A 19,473-nucleotide genomic window follows, 5' to 3' on the forward strand; every position below is an offset into this window, starting at 1 on the left:
TTTTGTTACAAAACTGTGAAACGCTTTATATAATCCATATAAAGCGTTTTCACAGTTTTTTGCTTTAGAAAACAAAAATATATTCGATTTTCCGGGAGGAGACGGGAGCAATGCACGAACTGAATGCGAACCACGAAGTGCTGCCAAGCGTGAAAACGGATTCGAACATGAAATCTTATGAAGAAACGTACAAAAACTTTAAATGGGAAGACGTTTACCCGAATTTCAGCTGGCATACGACCGGCAAAGTAAATATGGGTTACGAAGCGATCGACAAGCATACGGAAACGTCTCGCAAAGATAAAGTGGCGCTTATTTATGCAGGTGACGACCGCAACGAGAGCTATACGTTCGAAGAAATGCGCAAGCTGTCGAATCAATTCGGCAACATGCTCCGTTCGTTGGGGGTTAAGAAGGGCGACCGCGTCTTTTTCTTTATGCCGCGTACGCCGGAAATTTACGCCGGCATTATCGGCGCGCTGAAAATCGGAGCTATCGTCGGTCCGTTGTTCGAGGCGTTCATGGAAAGCGCTGTCTTGGACCGTCTATCCGATGCCGAAGCGTCCGTCATCGTAACGACGATGGCGCTGAAAGGGCGCATTCCGCGCGATCAGCTGCCGAATTTGAAGCATGTCGTTCTGGTGGATTCCGACGGAAATCCGGGACCGGGGGAAGTGGACTTCCACAAAGCGTTCGTATCCGCATCCGAAGAACTCGATATTGAATGGCTCGATCTTGAAGATCCGATGATTCTTCACTATACATCCGGGTCGACGGGCAAGCCGAAGGGCGTGCTCCACGTTCATGGAGCGATGATTCAGCATTATATTACGGGCAAATGGGTGCTCGATCTGAAAGAGGACGACGTTTATTGGTGCACGGCGGATCCGGGCTGGGTAACGGGGACGTCCTACGGTATCTTCGCACCTTGGCTGAACGGGGCGACGAATCTGATCCGCGGCGGACGGTATTCCCCGGATCGTTGGTACTCCGCCATTCAGAACTATAAGGTTACCGTTTGGTACAGTGCGCCTACCGCTTTGCGCATGCTGATGTCCGCCGGCGATGACGATGCCGAAAAATACGACTTGTCGTCGCTGCGTCACATTCTTTCCGTCGGCGAGCCGCTCAACCCGGAGGTTATTCGCTGGGGCATGAAGGTTTATAAGCAGCGCATTCACGATACGTGGTGGATGACCGAAACCGGCGGTCACTTGATCGTAAACTTCCCTTGCATGGACATTCGCCCCGGCTCGATGGGTCGTCCGTTCCCGGGCATCCAAGCCGCGATCATCGACGACAACGGCAACGAGCTGCCTCCGTACAGCCTCGGCAACCTGGCGATTCGGAAGGGCTGGCCGTCCATGATGCGCCGCATCTGGAACAACGAGCCCAAATATCAAGAATATTTCAAGATTGACGGCTGGTACGTATCGGGCGACTCCGCGTACATGGATGAAGACGGTTACTTCTGGTTCCAAGGCCGTGTCGACGACGTCATTAATACGTCGGGCGAGCGCGTCGGGCCGTTCGAGGTGGAAAGCAAGCTCGTCGAGCACCATGCCGTAGCCGAAGCGGGAGTTATCGGCAAGCCCGATCCGCTGCGCGGCGAAATCATCAAAGCGTTCATTTCGCTTCGCGAAGATTACACTTACAGCGAAGAGCTGATGGAGGAGCTGAAGCTGCATGTGAAGACCGGTTTGGCCGCGCATGCCGCTCCTCGGGAAATCGAAGTGATCGACAAGCTGCCGAAGACGCGTTCCGGCAAAATTATGCGCCGCGTTCTGAAGGCGCGCGAGCTCGGCCTGCCGGTCGGCGACTTATCGACATTGGAAGACTAATATGGTTTTTTGGAAGCGCGGACCATTGTGTCCGCGCTTTCTTGCTGTCGGGGATGTTAGCAACACTATGAGTTGCTATCAGGCTGTTTTTCGCATTGCGCGGGAGAATAGCCACACTGTAAGTTGCTAATGCCCCGAGAATCTCGGTTTCAGAAGTAGAAAACGAGAGATAGTAACTCCAGGTGTTGCTAATAAATGATCGTCCGCCGTTTTGAGCCGAATAGCAACCAGTAGTGTGGTTATTTTTCGGGGTTCTGTTGCTTGGATGCCGGGAGAAGGAGTATGCTGAGAAGGTTGAGTTGAGTTTCGGCGTGAACATTTTATTAAGAAAGAAGGGGCGGCAATGGAAAAAGAGCGCATTCGCAGCATCATCGAGCAAGGACGGCGAATCGTATTTTTCGGGGGAGCGGGAACATCGACGGAAAGCGGCATTCCCGATTTTCGGTCGGCATCGGGTCTTTATGCAGGCGGCTCGGGTACGCCGGTTCCGCCGGAGACGATCCTTTCCCGTTCCTTCTTTGTGCGTCAGCCGGAGGCGTTCTATACGTTCTATCGGTCGAAAATGATATACCGGGAAGCGCGTCCGAACGCCGCCCATCGGGCGCTGGCGGAGCTGGAGCGGCGAGGCAAGCTGTCGGCGGTCGTTACGCAAAATATCGACGGTCTCCATCAAGCGGCAGGCAGCCGAACGGTATTCGAGCTTCACGGCTCCGTCCACCGCAATTACTGCATGAGCTGCCGCGCGTTCTATGATTTGGATTATATCGTCGATTCCGAGGATGCGGTACCGGTTTGCTCCGCATGCGGCGGCACCGTCAAGCCGGATGTTGTACTGTACGAAGAGCCGCTGGATGCGGCGACATGGGAAGGCGCTGCGGAGCAAATCGCGAAGGCGGATGTGCTTATTGTGGGAGGTACGTCCTTAACCGTCCATCCGGCGGCGTCGCTTGTGACATATTACCAAGGGGACAAATTCATTATCATCAACCGGGACGAAACGCCGTATGACGAATACGCTTCGGTCATTTGCAGGGAGTCTATCGGAAGCGTATTGGGGGATGCGGTTAATTGAAGCTACAGTATCATCCGATTGTTTATACGATTTTGGTCGGCACGGCTTTCTCGAGGATCGCCTCGTCCATGAGCATTCCGTTCCTGGCGATACACCTTCTGCAGCGGACCGATCTCGACCCGGCGACCGCCGGATTCATCGTCGGACTTGGACCGCTCGCGGGCACGGTTGCCGGCATGGTCGGCGGCGGCTTGTCAGACCGCTTCGGCCGGAGGGTCGTCATGCTGGCGTCCATGTACGTGTGGGCTGTCGTTTGTTTCGGCTTCGGACTGACCTCGAACGTTCTTGCGTTCGGTGCGCTCAGCGTCTTGAACGGCTGCTGCAAATCGTTTTTCGAGCCGACCGGACAAGCGCTGATGGCTGATTTAACTCCGAAGGAGAAGCGGTTCCGCGTATTTTCGCTGCGGTATTGGGCCGCCAATATCGGGGTTTCCGTCGGGCCGCTGCTCGGCACGGCGTTTGCGCTCTCCGGCTCCAACGCTTCATGGTACGTAACCGGCGGATTTTTCCTGCTTTACGCGGTTGTGCTGCAGGTGCTGCTCGCCCGCTTCGGTATCCGGTCGATCGAAGGCGCGCGTTCGGAGCCGGTCACGATGAAGCAGGCGGCGTCCGTCGTGCTGAAGGACAGAGTGCTTGCTCTGTTTGTTGCGGGAGCCGTCTTCGTCGCCATCGGCTACGCGCAAATGACCGTATCGCTGTCTCAATATGTCGAATCGATTCATAAGGACGGCGTGACGTGGTTTGCATGGCTGCTTTCGATTAACGCAGTTACCGTTATTTTGCTGCAGATGCCGCTGACCCGGTTTCTGGAGAAACGGAGACCGATCGTCGGCATCGTCGTCGGTTCCGTATTTTACGCGGCGGGGAATATCGGCTTCGCATGGTCCGAAACGCTGCCCGCCTTCATTGTGTCGATGATTGTTTTTACAATTGGGGAAATCAGCAATTACCCGGCAGGCAGCGCGCTGATCGACTCGATTGCGCCGGAGATGCTGCGCGGCACGTATTTCGGGGCGAATCAGTTCGGCCAGCTCGGGCAATTTATCGGACCGTGGGGCGGGGGCTTGCTGCTGGCCGCATACGGCGGGCCGGTCATGTTCACCGTAATGGCGGGGATCACGCTGCTTTCCATTGTGCTGTACGGAGGCGGGATCCGGCTGCATCAGCGCAGGTCCGAGGGTGCCGATGTTGCGGTGGAAGGTTCTCGCTCTGCCGGTTTATAGCGTTTGGATAGAGGAGAGTTGCTTTCGTGGCGGAACCCTTTTTAAAGAAAATCGAGTTTTTAAGAGAGTTAGAAGAAATCATTGAAGATCGAATATTCATCGGCAACGCCGTCGACAAACTGAAGGACGAAATAACCAACAATTGTTGGTCGATTTCCATGAGCCAGGAATTAGCAGGAGAGTTTGCTGTTCAAGATTTGCAATCGATTTTTGAGAAGATACTGCAAAATAGAATAGAACAAGCGGCTGGCAGTGACTGCAGCCATGGAATGATTTTCTACGTATGGTTCGAATGGCAATCCGCAAGGCTGCGGTTTAATCTCATTTCCGATATTCATGCCAAACTGCCGTTCGGAGGCAAGTACAACGTCATTGAAAATATTGAACCGATCATTCGTGAATTTTTAAGCTTTCCTTACCATGATGGAATCCCGAGTATCGAGGCGGAAGAAGAAGTCGATGACTTGGAAGCTGAGAAAGAGATTAAACCGTTCGATGTTTATGTAGTGAACCTGCCGAAAGCCGGAAAAGCCCGTAATGAACGAGATTGACAGTTACCTTTACCTTATTGATGTAAAGTTCAAAAGTTTTTTTGCTGCCGCCGCGTGACGGTGAAATCGGTGGAAAATCTTCAATTGCGTAAACCTTTGCTTTCCCTTCCTCACTTTGTTTGATACCCCTACCGATTGTTGCGGCCTCAAAATAAAAGCTTAGCATCGGACCTGGGTAAGATGTCTTTCTTATAAATTCCCAACCCAGCAATTGGGTTATTTCGACATGAAAACCGGTCTCCTCAAATGCCTCCCTGATAGCAGCCCCCTCAGGGGATTCGCCATATTCAGCATGTCCAGCTGGGAGTGCAGCAGGATATTCTTTTGGTGCATTTGGGGGTAGGATCGCCACTATTCCGTTTTCCGTAGTGATTAGTATAACAACCCCATGACATTTCTGGGAAAATGAACCCAATTACATGAAGGACAACATGCCCGTTCGATGCTGCTTTATAAGTTCAGTTTGACACATGGGCAATATACGTATCTTAGACGTGGCAAACAATTTCAGAATAATCCATCTGATTTCCTCCATATCATTGGACTTATTTCGTCCTGCAGGGTCTTTTCTTGCCCCACACACTCAATATATCACCTTTTTTTGGGGGTTCAATAGATTCAGAAAAGCTCGAGCAAATGGAGAAAGTCCATTTATTGAGTACCGCAGCAGGGAAGAGGCGTCGAACAAATGGAGAAAGTCCATTTATTGAGTACCGCTGTAGGGAAGAGGCGTCGAATAAATGGAGAAAGTCCATTTATTGAGCGCCGCTGTAGGGAATAGGCGTCGATCAAATGGAGAAAGTCCATTTATTGAGTACCGCAGCAGGGAAGAGGCGTCGAACAAATGGAGAAAGTCCATTTATTGAGTACCGCTGTAGGGAAGAGGCGTCGAATAAATGGAGAAAGTCCATTTATTGAGCGCCGCTGTAGGGAATAGGCGTCGATCAAATGGAGAAAGTCCATTTATTGAGTACCGCAGCAGGGAAGAGGCGTTGAACAAATGGAGAAAGTCCATTTATTGAGTACCGCAGTTATGAAGAGAAATCGAACAAATGGAGGAAGTCCATTTATTGGAGCGCCGCAATTGCGAAGAGGCGTTGAACAAATGGAAAGTCCATTTATTAAGTGCCGCTGTCTCGAATAGGAGACGAACAAATGGAGAAAGTCCATTTATTGAGCGCCGCAGTCAGGAAAATGAACTAAGTTTCGTTACAGTACAAAAAACTTGGCCCACGCGGCACTTGCAGCGGAACAAATTTCCGATGCGGCTCGCGAACACGGGCCCACGGCCCCTGCAGCGGAACAAAGCTCCGTTGCGGCCCGCGAAATCCGTACCGCGGCCGGTGCATCAACACTAGACATAAACAGAGCGTTTATATAAAGCCGGCGGTTCACTATTTATACCGTATGGAAGCGACGATATCTTGATCGTAATTGCCGAAGCCGCGGCCGAACAGCGAAACGCCGCCGCCGCCGGGCGTCGGCAGCGCCGTTATGCGGAAGCGCATCGGCTTGCCGATCGGAAGGCGCAGCTGCTCGATCGTAACGTCGGACAAGCGGACGCCGTCCACCCAAGAGCCCGCTTGGTCGACGGTGATCGTCTTCAGCAGCCCGTATTCCGTGCCAAGGCTCCACCAAGCGGGAGTTAAATTCCCCCTCGTTGAACCGAAATCCCCAGGGCACGTCCATACCCCAAGACGTACGCCGCCCAGATCGAACGCAATGTCCGAAGGCCAATGCTCGTTAAAGCCCGGAGCCTCAGAGCATATTTCCAGAGACAGGTCGATCGCTTCGATCTGTTGATTGGCCAGCGTGTAATTCGGAATCGTATACTCCACAAACCCTTCCCCGAACCATAGATGGCATGCGTCGATATGCTCCGGATCGGCGAAATAACGCGGGTCGTCGTTCATGCCGATCATTTTGGCAGCGGAGGCGAGCCCGCAGGTAGGACGCACGTCATAGTCGGTATAGTGTCCGATCGGGACCGAAACGGTGTGACGGGAAACGGCGGCCGGCTCGGGTTTGAACTCCAATGTGACGGAATCGACAGCGAGGATGCACCGCTTCTGCACGCCGCGTTTGCCCGGGATGCTTTCCGATACGATCAGACCCGCCGCTTCCAGCTGCTGCACATGCTTCGTCACGATCGCCGACGACAGCTCCAGCCGCTCCGCCATCTCCCGTATATTCATCGGACCTTGGCTCAGCCATTCCAGCATGCGAATTCTCGTTTCGGAGCCGAATACGGATAACAATCCGGCATTGGCCGCGTTGACTTCAATTTTCACAAAGCATCCTCCGGTCTATTTTATTGAAACCGTTGACAGACGGTAGCTGGTGGACTAATATGGTCGTGTAATGTTAACTTTATCGTATTTTTATTAACTCTGATATTAACAAAAGGAGAATGATTTGTCCATGACCGAATCCGCAGTATCGATCCCAAGAGCTGAACACCCTAGACCGCAATTCGTCCGCGAAAGCTGGATGACGCTGAACGGCGAGTGGGAGTTCGAGTTTGACGATGCCGACGCCGGTTTGGCGGAGCGCTGGTTTGCAGGCGACCGTTCTTTCTCAAGCCGCATTCAAGTGCCGTTCGCATACCAAAGTCCGCTCAGCGGCATCGGCGAAAATACGTTTCGCGATACTGTTTGGTACAAAAGAACGGTGCGCGTTCCTGACGGCATGAAGGGCAAGCGATACATCCTTCACTTCGGTGCGGTCGATTATATTGCAACCGTGTGGGTAAACGGAGAGCTGCTGGGCACGCACGAAGGCGGCCATACGCCTTTCTCCTTCGATGCTACACCCCTAATGAACGAGAATGCCGACAATACGATCGTCGTGCGGGCGCACGATTTCAATCAGGACGTTACGATTCCGCGCGGCAAGCAGTTTTGGAAGGAGAAGTCTTGGGCGATTTGGTATACGCGAACGACAGGGATTTGGCAGCCGGTATGGATGGAAGCCGTCGACAGTACATACCTGGAACGGGTTACATATACGCCCGATATCGATACGAAAGAAATCGGCATTCGCTTTCAAGTGAAGGGTGCCATGGGCAAGCAAGACGTTCGCGTAAAAGTGTCGATCAGCTTTGAAGGCGAGCCGGTGGCAGACGATGAGTTCCGTGTACTGCATAACGAATTTTCGCGTGCGATCCGCATCGAGCATTTCAACGACCACGGATTGGACCGTTGGTGGACGCCGCATCGGCCGAGCTTGTACGACGTTACATACACCGTGACGGTCGACGGCAAGGAAACGGACCGCGTGACCAGCTATTTCGGCATGCGGAAAATTTCGATCGAGAACGGCAAATTATGCTTGAACAACCGCCCGTACTTTATGCGGCTTGTGCTTGACCAAGGCTACCACCCGGAAGGGGTGCTTACGTTCCCGACCGACGACGACATGAAGCGAGACGTCGAGCTGACGAAGGCGATGGGCTTTAACGGGGCGCGCAAGCACCAGAAGGTGGAAGATCCGCGTTACTTGTACTGGGCGGATAAGCTCGGCCTCCTCGTGTGGGGCGAGATGGCGAATGCCGGCGAGTATACGGAAGAGTATGTCGGCCGCATTACGAACGAATGGCAGGAAGCGATGAAGCGCGACATGAACCATCCTTGCATTGTCGCTTGGGTTCCGATTAACGAGAGCTGGGGCGTGCCGAACATCATGGTCGACAAGAAGCAGCAGCACCATGCTTCCGCTATGTATCACCTGACCAAATCGCTTGACTCCACGCGGCCGGTCGTGTCCAACGACGGTTGGGAAATGGTTGAATCCGATTTAACCTGCATTCACGATTATGAGTGGCGCCGCGAAGTGCTGGAGGACCGGTTCTCGACGGTGGAGAAGGCAAACTCCAGCACGTCCTCGAGCCGGAAGCTTCACGTTGGCGGGCACGAATATGCGGGCCAGCCGATAATCGTATCCGAGTTCGGAGGCATCGCGTTCAAGAAAAGCGATCAGGAGGGGTGGGGCTACTCCGGCGCCTCGGACGAAGAGGATTTCCTGAAGCGTCTTCGCGACGTGGTGGAGCCGCTGGTGCAATCGCCCGTTGTCCAAGGCTTCTGCTATACGCAGCTGACCGACGTGGAGCAGGAAATCAACGGCTTGCTGACGTACGACCGCACGCCGAAGGCGCCGCTGGAACGCATCCGCGACATTATCGGCATGCCGGTTCCGCATAAGGATTGGCGTAAATAACGGTTTGATCGTGCTCCCTTTCCTATGTCTCCTTTCCGATTGACAAAAAAGCGATTAAACCCTATACTATGTTGCAATATGCGAATGGTCGGCCTGACGTCTCTTTTGGAGACGGCGGGCCTTTTTTTGAAGGGAAACAGGAGGAAGAAGTCGATGACGGAGCATAAGGGAATCAAACTGGAAGATATTCTTATCGCCCATAACCGGGTCAAAGAACGAGTTGTCGAAACGCCGCTGCAGTACAACCATGTGCTTTCTGACCGGTACGAGTGTAATGTTTACTTAAAAAGAGAAGACCTGCAGGTAGTCAGGTCGTTCAAAATACGCGGCGCATACAATTTCATTCGAAGCTTGCCGGAGCAGCAGGCGGCCCGAGGCGTCGTTTGCGCAAGCGCGGGCAACCATGCGCAAGGCGTTGCTTATACGTGCTCGGCGCTCGGCATTCCGGGAGCCATCTTTATGCCCTCGACGACGCCGAAGCAGAAAGTATCGCAGGTGGAACGGTTCGGCGGACGGAACGTCGACATCCGGCTTGTCGGAGACACGTTCGACGACGCGCTGGCGGAGGCGCTTGTTTATGCGGAGCAGGAGGGAATGACGTTCGTTCATCCGTTCGATCATCCGGCGGTAATCGCCGGGCAGGGAACGCTGGGGCCGGAAATATTGAGCGCGGCGCCCGGACCTGTGGATTATGTATTTGTCTCCTTCGGCGGGGGCGGTCTTGCTGCGGGCGTAGCTTCCTATGTCAAACGGCTCAGCCCGAGCACTCGAATGATCGGTGTGGAAACGACCGGCGCACCGACGATGCGCACCTCTTTCGACAAAGGTTCCGTAGTTCCTCTTGAGCAGATCGACCGCTTTGTGGACGGCACGGCGGTGAAGAGGGCCGGGGAGCTTACCTACTCCATCTGCCGGGAATTGCTTGACGATATGGTATTGATTCCGGAAGGCAAGGTTTGCACGACGATTCTAGAGCTGTATAACGAGAACGCCATCGTTGCCGAGCCGGCCGGGGCGCTATCGGTAGCGGCGCTGGATCATTATCGCGACCAAATCAAGGGCAAAACGGTCGTATGCATCATTAGCGGCGGAAATAACGATATCGACCGAATGCAGGAAATTATGGAGCGATCGCTCATTTATGAAGGGCTGAAGCATTATTTCATCATCAATTTTCCGCAGCGCGCGGGCGCTTTGCGGGAATTTCTAGACGGCGTGCTCGGTCCCGACGACGACATTACCCGGTTTCAATATACGAAGAGCAGCAGCAAAGAAAACGGACCGGCGCTGGTCGGCATCGAGCTGAAGCGGCGCGGCGATTTCGACGGTTTGATCGCGCGCATGCGCGACCGCAATATTTCGTTCATCGAATTGCGCGAGCATCCGGACTTGTTCCATTTGCTCGTTTAGGAATTGAGACGGAATCAGAAACAAACTATGTTCCGAAATTTTCTTAAGAGAAAATTAAGAAACCTTTTCCAGCGGCCAACCGTTTAACTATTGGGTAAAAATTCCTAATAGGGGTGTGAGAAGTGAATCACGGTTGGAGAAGAAAAACATTTTTGTTATTGGTGCTGATGTCTGCGCTTATCGTCGTGTCCGCATGCTCGGGAGCAGGTAAAAAGGATGAGGTGCTGCCCGTGCTCGGCGAGGACGAGAAGGCAACGATCAAGGTTACTTACTGGAATGAAGACAGCTTTTTTAGGGAATTCGGCAACTTGTTCTTAATGCAGTATCCGAATATCGATATTGAAGTCGTGTCGACAAACAGTATATACAGCTCCGGAAAAGACCCCCGCGAGGCGATGAAGGAATTTATCGAAACCGAGCAGCCTGATGTACTGATGTTGAGCTCATACGATATTGAACAACTTATCAAAGACGGTCTGTTGTACGAGCTTGACCCTGTCATCGCGCAGGACGAATTCGACATCGAAAGCATGCTGCCTGCGGCAATCGAGGCGCTCCGCAATATGGGAGACGGCAAGCTGTACGGCTTGGCGCCGACCTTCTCGAGCAGCGCTTTGTTTTATAACAAAACGCTCTTTAATACGCACGGCGTGCCGCTTCCTACCGACGGCATGACATGGGAGCAAGTGCTGCAGCTCGCCGAGCGGTTCCCGAAGGACGGGGATGCGAAATCCCGGGTATACGGGCTTGATATTAACCGTTTCCCCGGAAGCGATCCTTGGAGACTGCTTCAGTTAGGTACGGAGCAAGGGTTGTCCTATATCGATACGGTATCGAAGCGGCTTACGATGAATACCGACTCATGGAAAAAGACGGCGGAATTAGCTTTGCGGCTTGCGACCTCCGAAGCCATTTACACTCCGGATCCGAATAACATGGTGCAAACGCAAACGTATGAGGAGTATCTGCTCAGCGACCCGTTTATCGGCGGCAGAACCGCAATGAAAATTCAAGACTCGTATTTGCTGGGCAATCTGAAAGAAGCAAAAACCCAGCTGAAGGACAAATTCCAGTTGGAATGGGACGTCGTAAGCGTGCCGGCTTATGATGAGCAGATGAGCTCGGGCTCGTTCAGCTTTAACCAAATTTTTAGCATCAATGCGAAGTCGCCGAACATGCGAGCCGCGTGGGAGTTTGTGAAGTTTATTAATTCGGACGCGGTTGCCAGAGTTACTTCACGCTCGCCGGCGCTTGGAGGCATTCCGGTACGAACCAACTACATCCGCAACGATGAAGGGATCAATATGGAGGCGTTCTACAGCAAAGGTGCCCAGCGGAGTGACATGTACGCTGCGTACCGGGAGCTGCCGCAGGATTTCTTTAATAACTTCAACGGGATCATCTCAAAGCATTGGGAGTCAGCCGTTAAACAATCGATAACGATCGACGAGATGCTGGCGCTGATCGAAACCGAAGGACAAGCGGCACTCGATAAAGCGATTGAGAATGAAGCGGCTAAACCGGATCATGCGAACGCCGAAAGCGTGCCGGAGACGCTCGAAGTACAGACGGAGGTCGTTACGGAGCAAAGTGTTGTAGCACAATAAAACAAACCATGATTCGAACGGTTGGTCCGAGGGCAAACGCCCTCGGATTTTTTTTGCCGTTACAGATGTGCCCCGAACCTTTGTCCGATAATGCGCCGAAACATTTTTCTTGTAAAATAGTCGTTTGAATTGATTGTATTTATATAAACATTATGATAAATTGTTTGTAAATTGACAAACGTTTTACGAAGGGTTGGTTTTAGTTGGGCGAATTGGATCTGGAGCAGTTGTTTTGGGGCGTTTCCGTTCACGAGCTGCAGAAAGGTTACGCCGAGCTGCCGGGCGGGGAAGGGTTCGTATGCATTGTGTGCGGCGAGCAAGCGGAGAAGGGCAGGGTGTTCCCGGTCGAAGACCGATGGTACGATGCGGAGGCTTATATGAAGCACCACATTCGCCGAGAGCACAAGTCGATGTTTCATTATTTGCTCTCGCTCGATAAGAAATGGACAGGGCTCACCGAGGTGCAAAGCGATGTGCTGAAAGCCGCGTACGGCGGCCGTACGGATGCGGATACGGCGAAGGAGCTAGGCAGCAAGCCGGCGACGATTCGGTATCACCGATTTCATCTGCGGGAAAAGGAAAAGCAAGCCAAAGTGTTTTTGGCGTTAATGGGGCTTTTGGCGGACAAACCGGAACAGGAGAGTGAAACGTTTATGCCGATTCATCGGACGGCGACCATGGTGGACGAACGTTATGCGGTCACCAGCGAGGAGAACGAAAAAGTGCTGCGGACGTTTTTTCCGAGCGGGCCGGAAGGGCCTATGCGAGAAATTCCCGCCAAGGAAAAGCGTAAAATCATTGTGCTCAAGCATATCCTCGGCCGTTTCCAGCGGGGGAGAAAATACAAGGAGAAGGAAGTTAATGAAATTTTAAAAACGGCGCATGCCGATTTCGTTACGCTGCGCCGGTACATGATCGAATACGGGTTCATGGCCCGGGAAGACGATTGCAGCGAGTATTGGGTCAAGGAGGATAAGCGTGAAAGCCGGGAATCAAACTGACCGCACACCCCCAACGATTCGCCGACTCCCGGAAGGTTGGAGGAGCGAACGGTGCAAAATCGACGAGATGACGGCTTCGGATATCCCTGTTGCTCAGCAGCTGTACTTGGCAAGCCGGTATATAGAGAAGTGGGATGGACTGGAGACGGATCCGTTATTTGCAGAGCGACACTATAACGGAGAAGATTTGCCGCCCGGAGGAGTCAAGGAACGGCTGCAAAACCAGATCGTCCGTACGCTGGAGGACGATACGCCGATCGGCATGCTGTCCGTATATCACGGATATCCGGACGACTCGGTCATGTATATCGGTTTTTTCTGTATTGACCCGTCCGCGCAAAGCAAAGGGTTCGGGCGGGAAGTCATCAGCGTGGCGAACGTGTTGGCGGAGCGGCTCGGATATGGCGAAACTCGCGTGGCGGTCGCGCTGAAAAATTGGCCGGCGCTGCGATTTTGGAGCGGATGCGGCTTCAACCGGGTTGTGCGCATCGTAGGTGACGCGCTGCATGCGGAGGACGCCTTTAGCACGATTGTCTTCTCGAATTGTCTGCAACGAAACTCATAGCGGTAACAGAGAAGGCCTCTTTTTCAGAGGTCTTTTTTTTGTTTTTGCCTCATTGAAGCTCCATGCGTTCTAAGAATTTGACGTAAACTTACATGCTCTGACGAATCGCAAACACTTAGTATAATCGATCGACATACAACATCAAAAAAATCGCCGATAAAGTGACATTCTTCTCAGTAAAGATTTTGTACAATCTTTTTACATTTACTCCTTCTACTTCTATGTGGAATAAAGAGAATGCTTGCTGCCTACAATTTAGTAGATAACGCAAAATCATCCACACAAAATAAAGAGGTGTAAACATGGGTAATATGCTAAAACTTCACATGATCGCATCCATACTGTGCGTTACGGTACTCTTTACTCTTGGCTTGGATTATGGGGTGCGCGGAAACGACAATGATGACCGAACAACTTCCGACCTATTGGTGGAAAACGATATGAATTACCGAATTGAAGATTACAAAAGATCAAATAGAATACATGCCAAATTAGAATTAGAACATAGAATTAAGAGCAAGGCGCAGGCACTGGCACAGGCATCACTCCCTATGCAAATAGCAAAGGAGCAAACAAGCGATCGCGCAGAAGCTGTAACGGTCAACTATGAAGTAACCGCATACTATCTTAACGTACGATCGGAACCGAACAGCTCGTCTAAAATACTTGATGTAGTATCAAAAGGCAGCATTCTTGAGGTTATAAACCCAACCGATAATGGATGGCTCGCACTTAAGGAGGGCGGGTTTGTACACGGCAAATACGCAAAGTCGATCGATGAAGAGGTACAACAGGTTAAACGGCAGGAGCCAGTAACGATTTTGTCCGCCGAACGGAGTGAAACCGCTAGACCGGAAAAACCGACGTCTTTCGTAGAATCGGATTCGGGTTTGACCGAAGAGCATATTGCCAAATTATTTGAAGGCACTGCCCTCGAAGGTGAAGGTCTAGAGAAGGCTATATTAGACGTGGAGAAAAATTACGGTATTAACTCCTACTTCACAATTGCCGTAATGAAACTGGAAAGCGGGCACGGGAAAAGCCGGATTGCCCAGAACAAAAACAATTTGTTCGGATTGAATGCCACCGGCGATAATCCGTACAAAAAAGCTTTAAGCTTCGAAACAAAAGGGGACAGCGTTCAAAAATTCGGACATATCATTTCGGAGCACTATTTGGACAAGGGGTTGACAAGCATAGATAAGGTAGCACAAAAATATTGCGGGGCAAACCCGAAATGGCCCTCTTTAGTAAAAGGAATTATGAAAAGCGACTATAAAAAAATAGCGGCATGAGCACCGAACAGAGAGCACAAGGAGACAGCCCCCTCATTCCGCAAGAGGTCGCTCCGAAGCCCCTGAAAAAACACAAAAAACAGAACGCTTGTACGCACCTCTGAGTTAGGATAAAATGGAAGTACAATTGAATCTTGGGTGGGACATCGGGAATAACTACAAGAGAAAGTAAAAACCCACCCCAAGGTTACACGCCAAAGGTGGGTTTTCATCTTTTGAATACTCAGAAGGGAATCCCATCCAAGCCAATTGTCAGGGCCAAGTGTTCACAGCACTTGGTCTTTGCTATCCACTGACAACAATTGAGACGAGAACACTGATTGATTTAATAACAGGCTAGAGAGTTAATTAAAAAAGGTGAATTAACAGGTAAATCTACGAAGCTACATAAATTCGCATGATAATCGGAAAACGGTCGGTCCGTCCGTTTTTCACAAAAACATTAACTGCAGGAGTGTATTCAATTGACTAGAATCATGATTATTGGCTCGGGTGGCTCTGGCAAGTCTACATTTGCTGCAGAACTGGGAAATGTTTTACAAATACCGGTTTATCATTTAGATGCGTATTATTGGAAACCAGGTTGGGTGCCCACTCCAAATGATGAGTGGGATCAATTTTTGAACCAGCTCGTCCAAGAGGATGAGTGGATTATTGATGGGAATTATGGAAGAACCCTCGATATAAGAATGAAGAAGTCGGATGTAATCATTTTTTTTGACTTGTCGCCTTGGATCACCACGTGCAGGGTAATAAAACGAAGAATTACATATCACGGAAAGACGAGACCAGACTTACATGAAGGTTGCCCCGAAAAATTAGATTGGAATTTTATTCAATGGGTTTGGAACTTCCGAAAGACGAAAAAACCGGGGATACTTGAAATGATACGTAAGTGTGGAAAGGATAAACGAGTCATTGTTTTTCAGAATATAGCACAGGTAAGGGAATGCTTGAAGTCGGTAAAGGATAAAGGTGAAAAATATTTCGAAGAAGGCTAATGCAATCCTATAATATTGCGCTGAATATTCGATTTCCTCGGTCCGCCAGAAATGATTAAAAAAATACTGAGTGACGATACATAGAATACTGTAATGTCACTCATTTTCGCCTTATTCCCAATATTTTCAACGTTGAACAGTTCGAGCGGTCGTAAATAATAACCATGCGCTAAGTATGAGTATGTATTTCGTTTGCATGCTTCCGTCACTTCGCGCCGAACTTTTTATTTTCATTCCATCCTTTCCTATTCCTAGCTATTATTCTTGAGATGAGCCTTTTTACATATCAGTACCCGCAGGCAAATACACGGTAAATGTCGTACCTTGATCAGGCTCACTCGCGACGCGGATGAACCCGCCATGGGCTCTCACAAAATGATGAGCGATCGATAATCCGAGCCCCGATCCGCCAGTGTGCCTTGATCGGGCCTTTTCCACGCGATAAAAACGATCAAACAGGTGGGTCAGCTCTTCGGCTGGAATACCGATGCCGGTGTCTATCACTGAGATACATGTATACACAGCATTCCGATCCGGGACCTTGTCTTCCATTACAACCGAAATCTTCCCGCCTTCCGGCGTGTAGCGGATTGCATTCGTCAACAAATTGATGAACACCTGCGTGATCCGTCTCGCGTCGGCCATCACTGTTATCGGCCTCGTGTTCGAATTGAAGCGTATTTCCAGTCCGTTCTCCTCAGCCTCCATTTTCACATCATCTATGATTTGTTCAAGTCTTGCCGACAGATCGAGCGGTTTGCAATCCAATGCCAACCGGCCCGCCTCAGCTAACGACAAGACATGAAGGTCTTCCACAAGCAGGCCTAAGCGGATCACTTCGTCATGGAGTCTTAGCAGCATTTCCTGAGGGACGTATTGACCGGTCTGTTGAGCATTCTCTAATTTTAGCTGCATGATAGACAGCGGAGTTCGAAGCTCATGAGCGACATCAGCTACCAGCCGTCTGCGGGCGTCCTCAGCTTCCCGAAGGCGAAGCGTCATATCGTTGAATGTCTGGATCACTTTACCGTATTCGTCTTTTGATTGTACAGGAACGCTCACATCCAGATCCCCTTGCGCAACGCGTTCGATAGCGGCAACGAGCTTTTTAAGCGGAATCGTCAGCATTCCGGAAATCCATAAACTGGATACCAGTCCGATTGCTATGAAAAATATTAGATTTAGAAACCCGATTTCCTGCATCTTACCCGAAACGTAAGTCTTTAAGATCTCGATTTGTTCTCCGGGCGGTGCGTTCAAATAAGACGCACTAATTTCTTCCTTACGAAATTGATCGAACAAAGACTCCATGTACGCCTGTTTGGTTATGGCATGAGCGCCGCCGATAATAAGAACGAGCAGTCCCATGCAGAAAAATATTTTTTGGCGTACCGTGGGAGTCATGATTGTTCACCGAATCGGTAACCGAAGCCGTATACCGTTTGAATATAACGAGGATTGGCCGGATCGTCTTCCAGCTTGCGGCGAAGATTGCGGATATGGGAATCCATCGTTCTTTCGTATCCCATATATTCGTCCTCGAGTGCTGCTTTTAATAATTGCAGGCGGCTGAAAACGATTCCGGGACGCGCAGCCAACGTGTACAAAATTTTGAATTCAGTCGGTGTCAGTTGGATCTCCTGGCCGTCCTTGAAAACCTGACATTTGGCCTCGGAAATGATCAGGTTGTCCCTTTCCAACAACATCGACCTGTCTTCAGGTCCCCGCAAACGGCGAAGTAAAGCTCGGATGCGAGAAGTGAGCTCGCGCAAGCTGAACGGCTTCGTCAAATAATCGTCCGCACCGATTTCCAGACCGACGATTTTATCCGATTCTTCCGAACGGGCCGTGACCATAATAATACCGCAATGAGAGGTTTGCCTTAGTTCTCGGCATACGTCGATTCCGCTTTTCTCGGGGAGCATCCAATCCAGAACAACGAGATCAGGCCGTTCAGACCGGGCAATCGTAAGCGCTTCCTTGCCGGTACAGGCTGCCAATACTCGAAACCCTTCACGTTGCAGATAGGTCTGCATCTCCTCAAGCAAGCCCGGTTCGTCCTCCACAAGCAACAATTTCGGTTCCATCCCAATCACATCTTTCAAGTTTAGTCAGCTTCCAGTGCGAGAATACACCCCTTAGCGAAAATTATACCGTCATTAATCAAGTTCTTGAAGAAGTCCACACAAAAAGAAGAAGATCTGCATAAGTTCTCGACATTAATTGTTTACACTGACTTCGAAACGGAACATTTCATTTTATCGAGAGCGAGGATTCAAAGATGAGTAACCTATCCGTAAACCGCAGTAAGCCTGAAGTCGGGGAACGAGCGGAGGAAACAACCAATCTTTCACCGTTCGTAGTTAGAGCCGTTTGGTATTTAAGTCATTGGTGAGGATTTTTGCGATTTGCATTTTCATTCAGGTGTTTCTCGCCGGTCTTGCACTGTTTTGGAATTCGGCTCAATGGGCCAGCCATACGGGCTTTTCCAGATTACTTTTGGTTGTTTCGATCCTGATCGTCGTGATTTCTTTCATCGCTCGGCTGCCGAATGCTCTTCGACTGCGTAGTGCCGGTTTACTCGGCATTTTCATTTTGATGGCGGTCAGCGTCAAATTACCGTCTGGAATTGGATATTTATCTGCTCTTCATCCGGTACTCGCCCTAACGATGTTTATGGGAACTGTGTCCCTCGCACGAAATACCGATGCCCTCTTAAAAGAAAAAAAGCAAAAATCTGCGGGTGATTAAGCCAAAAAAGAGAATTCAGGAGGAGAAAAAAATGGCCGCCATCAAGGTACGTTACATTGTCGACGATGTTGATGCGACAATTGCATTCTACACACAGCATCTTGATTTCATTGTCAAGATGTATCCTGCGCCCGGTTTTGCCGTTTTGCAGCGGGGTGACTTGAATCTTCTTGTCAATGCCAAGAATGGTCCAGGCGGAGCTGCTCAAGCTATGCCGGATGGGCGTAAACCGGTACCCGGCGGCTGGAATCGGATTCAAATCGAGGTCGATGACTTAGACGGCTTAGTCGAGACCCTGCGTAAAGCAGGGCTGCGCTTCCGCAATGAGATTGTCACAGGTTTTGGCGGCAAGCAAATCTTACTGGATGACCCGGCAGGTAATCCGATCGAACTCTTCGAGCCCTTAAGTTCGCAAAAACAACAAAAGGAGTGATTAAAATTGAAAATGAACCTGGTTTCATTCCTTATCCTTTGTTCACTTTTACTTGTACCGTCAATTACCTTTGCTGAAGCGACCAACGGTAATGTCGGATATGAATTAACTCCCGGGCGATTCAAGACCATCGTGGCCGCGGCGGTGGGGCTTATCAGCGTGGTCATCGGCGGAATTTCTCTGGCCCGCTCCGCCAGGCGTCTCGGTACCGGTAACGGGCGAGCCGCGGCTATCGTGGCCGCGGTAGCGGGGTTGATTTGCATAGTCCTGGCTGGACTGCATCTGGCCAACACCACGGGTGGTTTCGGCACCGGTAACGGGCGAGCCGGGGCCATCGTGGCCATAGTGATAGGGCTGATCGGCATTGCTCTCGCCGGGCTAACACTGGCCCGCTCCCGTAACGGAGGGAAGGTGTGAAGGAACGGTCCGCCGAACAACTTGACACACACGGCCTATGAGGTCGTGTTTTTTTATTCGGATTATTTGTATTCGGGAGAAGAACGACCGG

At 50.9% G+C, this 19,473-nt stretch carries 18 protein-coding genes; 14 read left to right on the forward strand and 4 right to left on the reverse strand.

The features are described from left to right. Positions 1-110 precede the first annotated feature (110 nt). The 4 genes from acsA to PT964_RS05395 all read left to right on the forward strand — a co-directional run bounded on the left by acsA (position 111) and on the right by PT964_RS05395 (position 4,687). Positions 111-1,841, forward strand: a complete 1,731-nt coding sequence (gene acsA / locus PT964_RS05380; RefSeq protein ID WP_274362303.1) for an acetate--CoA ligase — start codon at positions 111-113, stop codon at positions 1,839-1,841. A gap of 343 nt (positions 1,842-2,184) precedes the next feature. Further along, positions 2,185-2,913, forward strand: coding sequence for an NAD-dependent protein deacylase (locus tag PT964_RS05385; RefSeq protein WP_274362304.1), 729 nt, complete (start codon positions 2,185-2,187; stop codon positions 2,911-2,913). After that, a complete protein-coding gene (locus PT964_RS05390; protein WP_274362305.1) occupies positions 2,910-4,136 on the forward strand; it encodes an MDR family MFS transporter in 1,227 nt (408 codons plus the stop codon). The genes PT964_RS05385 and PT964_RS05390 overlap by 4 nt, the downstream gene beginning before the upstream one ends. 26 nt (positions 4,137-4,162) lie before the next feature. Then, positions 4,163-4,687 (forward strand): hypothetical protein, encoded by a 525-nt coding sequence (locus tag PT964_RS05395; protein WP_274362306.1) that lies wholly within the window; start codon positions 4,163-4,165, stop codon positions 4,685-4,687. Here the strand turns inward: PT964_RS05395 and PT964_RS05400 are convergent. Together PT964_RS05400 and PT964_RS05405 are read right to left on the reverse strand one after the other, a co-directional pair. Next, positions 4,620-5,102, reverse strand: a complete 483-nt coding sequence (locus tag PT964_RS05400; protein WP_274362307.1) for an NUDIX hydrolase — start codon at positions 5,100-5,102, stop codon at positions 4,620-4,622. The two genes, PT964_RS05395 and PT964_RS05400, sit on opposite strands and share 68 nt — an antisense overlap. 979 nt (positions 5,103-6,081) lie before the next feature. Continuing rightward, entirely contained in the window at positions 6,082-6,978 is an 897-nt protein-coding gene (locus tag PT964_RS05405; RefSeq protein WP_274362308.1) for an ArsR/SmtB family transcription factor, read from the reverse strand. Positions 6,979-7,108: 130 nt separating this feature from the next. Here PT964_RS05405 and PT964_RS05410 point away from each other — a divergent pair, with 130 nt between their 5' ends. The 7 genes from PT964_RS05410 to PT964_RS05440 all read left to right on the forward strand — a co-directional run bounded on the left by PT964_RS05410 (position 7,109) and on the right by PT964_RS05440 (position 15,781). Next, on the forward strand, positions 7,109-8,902 hold the full coding sequence (locus tag PT964_RS05410; protein ID WP_274362309.1) for a glycoside hydrolase family 2 protein: 1,794 nt from the start codon (positions 7,109-7,111) through the stop codon (positions 8,900-8,902). Positions 8,903-9,055: 153 nt separating this feature from the next. Further along, the gene (gene ilvA / locus PT964_RS05415; protein WP_274362310.1) at positions 9,056-10,312 is read left to right on the forward strand and encodes a threonine ammonia-lyase IlvA; all 1,257 of its coding nucleotides are present in this window, start codon (positions 9,056-9,058) and stop codon (positions 10,310-10,312) included. Between the two features lie 122 nt (positions 10,313-10,434). After that, entirely contained in the window at positions 10,435-11,919 is a 1,485-nt protein-coding gene (locus PT964_RS05420) for an ABC transporter substrate-binding protein (protein ID WP_274362311.1), read from the forward strand. Positions 11,920-12,122: 203 nt separating this feature from the next. Beyond that, entirely contained in the window at positions 12,123-12,920 is a 798-nt protein-coding gene (locus PT964_RS05425; protein ID WP_274362312.1) for a DUF2087 domain-containing protein, read from the forward strand. After that, positions 12,898-13,485, forward strand: coding sequence for a GNAT family N-acetyltransferase (locus tag PT964_RS05430; RefSeq protein ID WP_274362313.1), 588 nt, complete (start codon positions 12,898-12,900; stop codon positions 13,483-13,485). The genes PT964_RS05425 and PT964_RS05430 overlap by 23 nt, the downstream gene beginning before the upstream one ends. A 302-nt stretch (positions 13,486-13,787) precedes the next feature. Further along, positions 13,788-14,780, forward strand: coding sequence for a glucosaminidase domain-containing protein (locus tag PT964_RS05435; protein WP_274362314.1), 993 nt, complete (start codon positions 13,788-13,790; stop codon positions 14,778-14,780). A 464-nt stretch (positions 14,781-15,244) separates the two neighbouring features. Continuing rightward, positions 15,245-15,781: a DNA topology modulation protein gene (locus PT964_RS05440; RefSeq protein WP_274362315.1), complete on the forward strand. Its 537-nt coding sequence runs from the start codon at positions 15,245-15,247 to the stop codon at positions 15,779-15,781. Between the two features lie 279 nt (positions 15,782-16,060). Here PT964_RS05440 and PT964_RS05445 read toward each other — a convergent pair whose 3' ends face one another. Together PT964_RS05445 and PT964_RS05450 are read right to left on the reverse strand one after the other, a co-directional pair. Continuing rightward, positions 16,061-17,185, reverse strand: a complete 1,125-nt coding sequence (locus PT964_RS05445) for a sensor histidine kinase (protein WP_274362316.1) — start codon at positions 17,183-17,185, stop codon at positions 16,061-16,063. Next, complete coding sequence (locus tag PT964_RS05450) at positions 17,182-17,868, reverse strand: response regulator transcription factor (protein ID WP_274362317.1); 687 nt, start codon at positions 17,866-17,868, stop codon at positions 17,182-17,184. The genes PT964_RS05445 and PT964_RS05450 overlap by 4 nt, the downstream gene beginning before the upstream one ends. A gap of 304 nt (positions 17,869-18,172) precedes the next feature. On the opposite strand from PT964_RS05450, the gene PT964_RS05455 reads away from it, so the two are divergent. From PT964_RS05455 to PT964_RS05465, 3 genes are read left to right on the forward strand one after another with little or no spacing between them, the layout of a single operon-like run. Continuing rightward, the gene (locus tag PT964_RS05455) at positions 18,173-18,532 is read left to right on the forward strand and encodes a DUF6220 domain-containing protein (RefSeq protein WP_274362407.1); all 360 of its coding nucleotides are present in this window, start codon (positions 18,173-18,175) and stop codon (positions 18,530-18,532) included. Positions 18,533-18,563: 31 nt separating this feature from the next. Beyond that, entirely contained in the window at positions 18,564-18,965 is a 402-nt protein-coding gene (locus tag PT964_RS05460) for a VOC family protein (RefSeq protein WP_274362318.1), read from the forward strand. A gap of 12 nt (positions 18,966-18,977) precedes the next feature. Next, a complete protein-coding gene (locus PT964_RS05465) occupies positions 18,978-19,382 on the forward strand; it encodes a DUF6223 family protein (RefSeq protein WP_274362408.1) in 405 nt (134 codons plus the stop codon). Positions 19,383-19,473 lie beyond the last annotated feature (91 nt).

This window comes from Paenibacillus thermotolerans (assembly GCF_028745515.1).
Classification (GTDB): domain Bacteria; phylum Bacillota; class Bacilli; order Paenibacillales; family YIM-B00363; genus Paenibacillus_AE; species Paenibacillus_AE thermotolerans.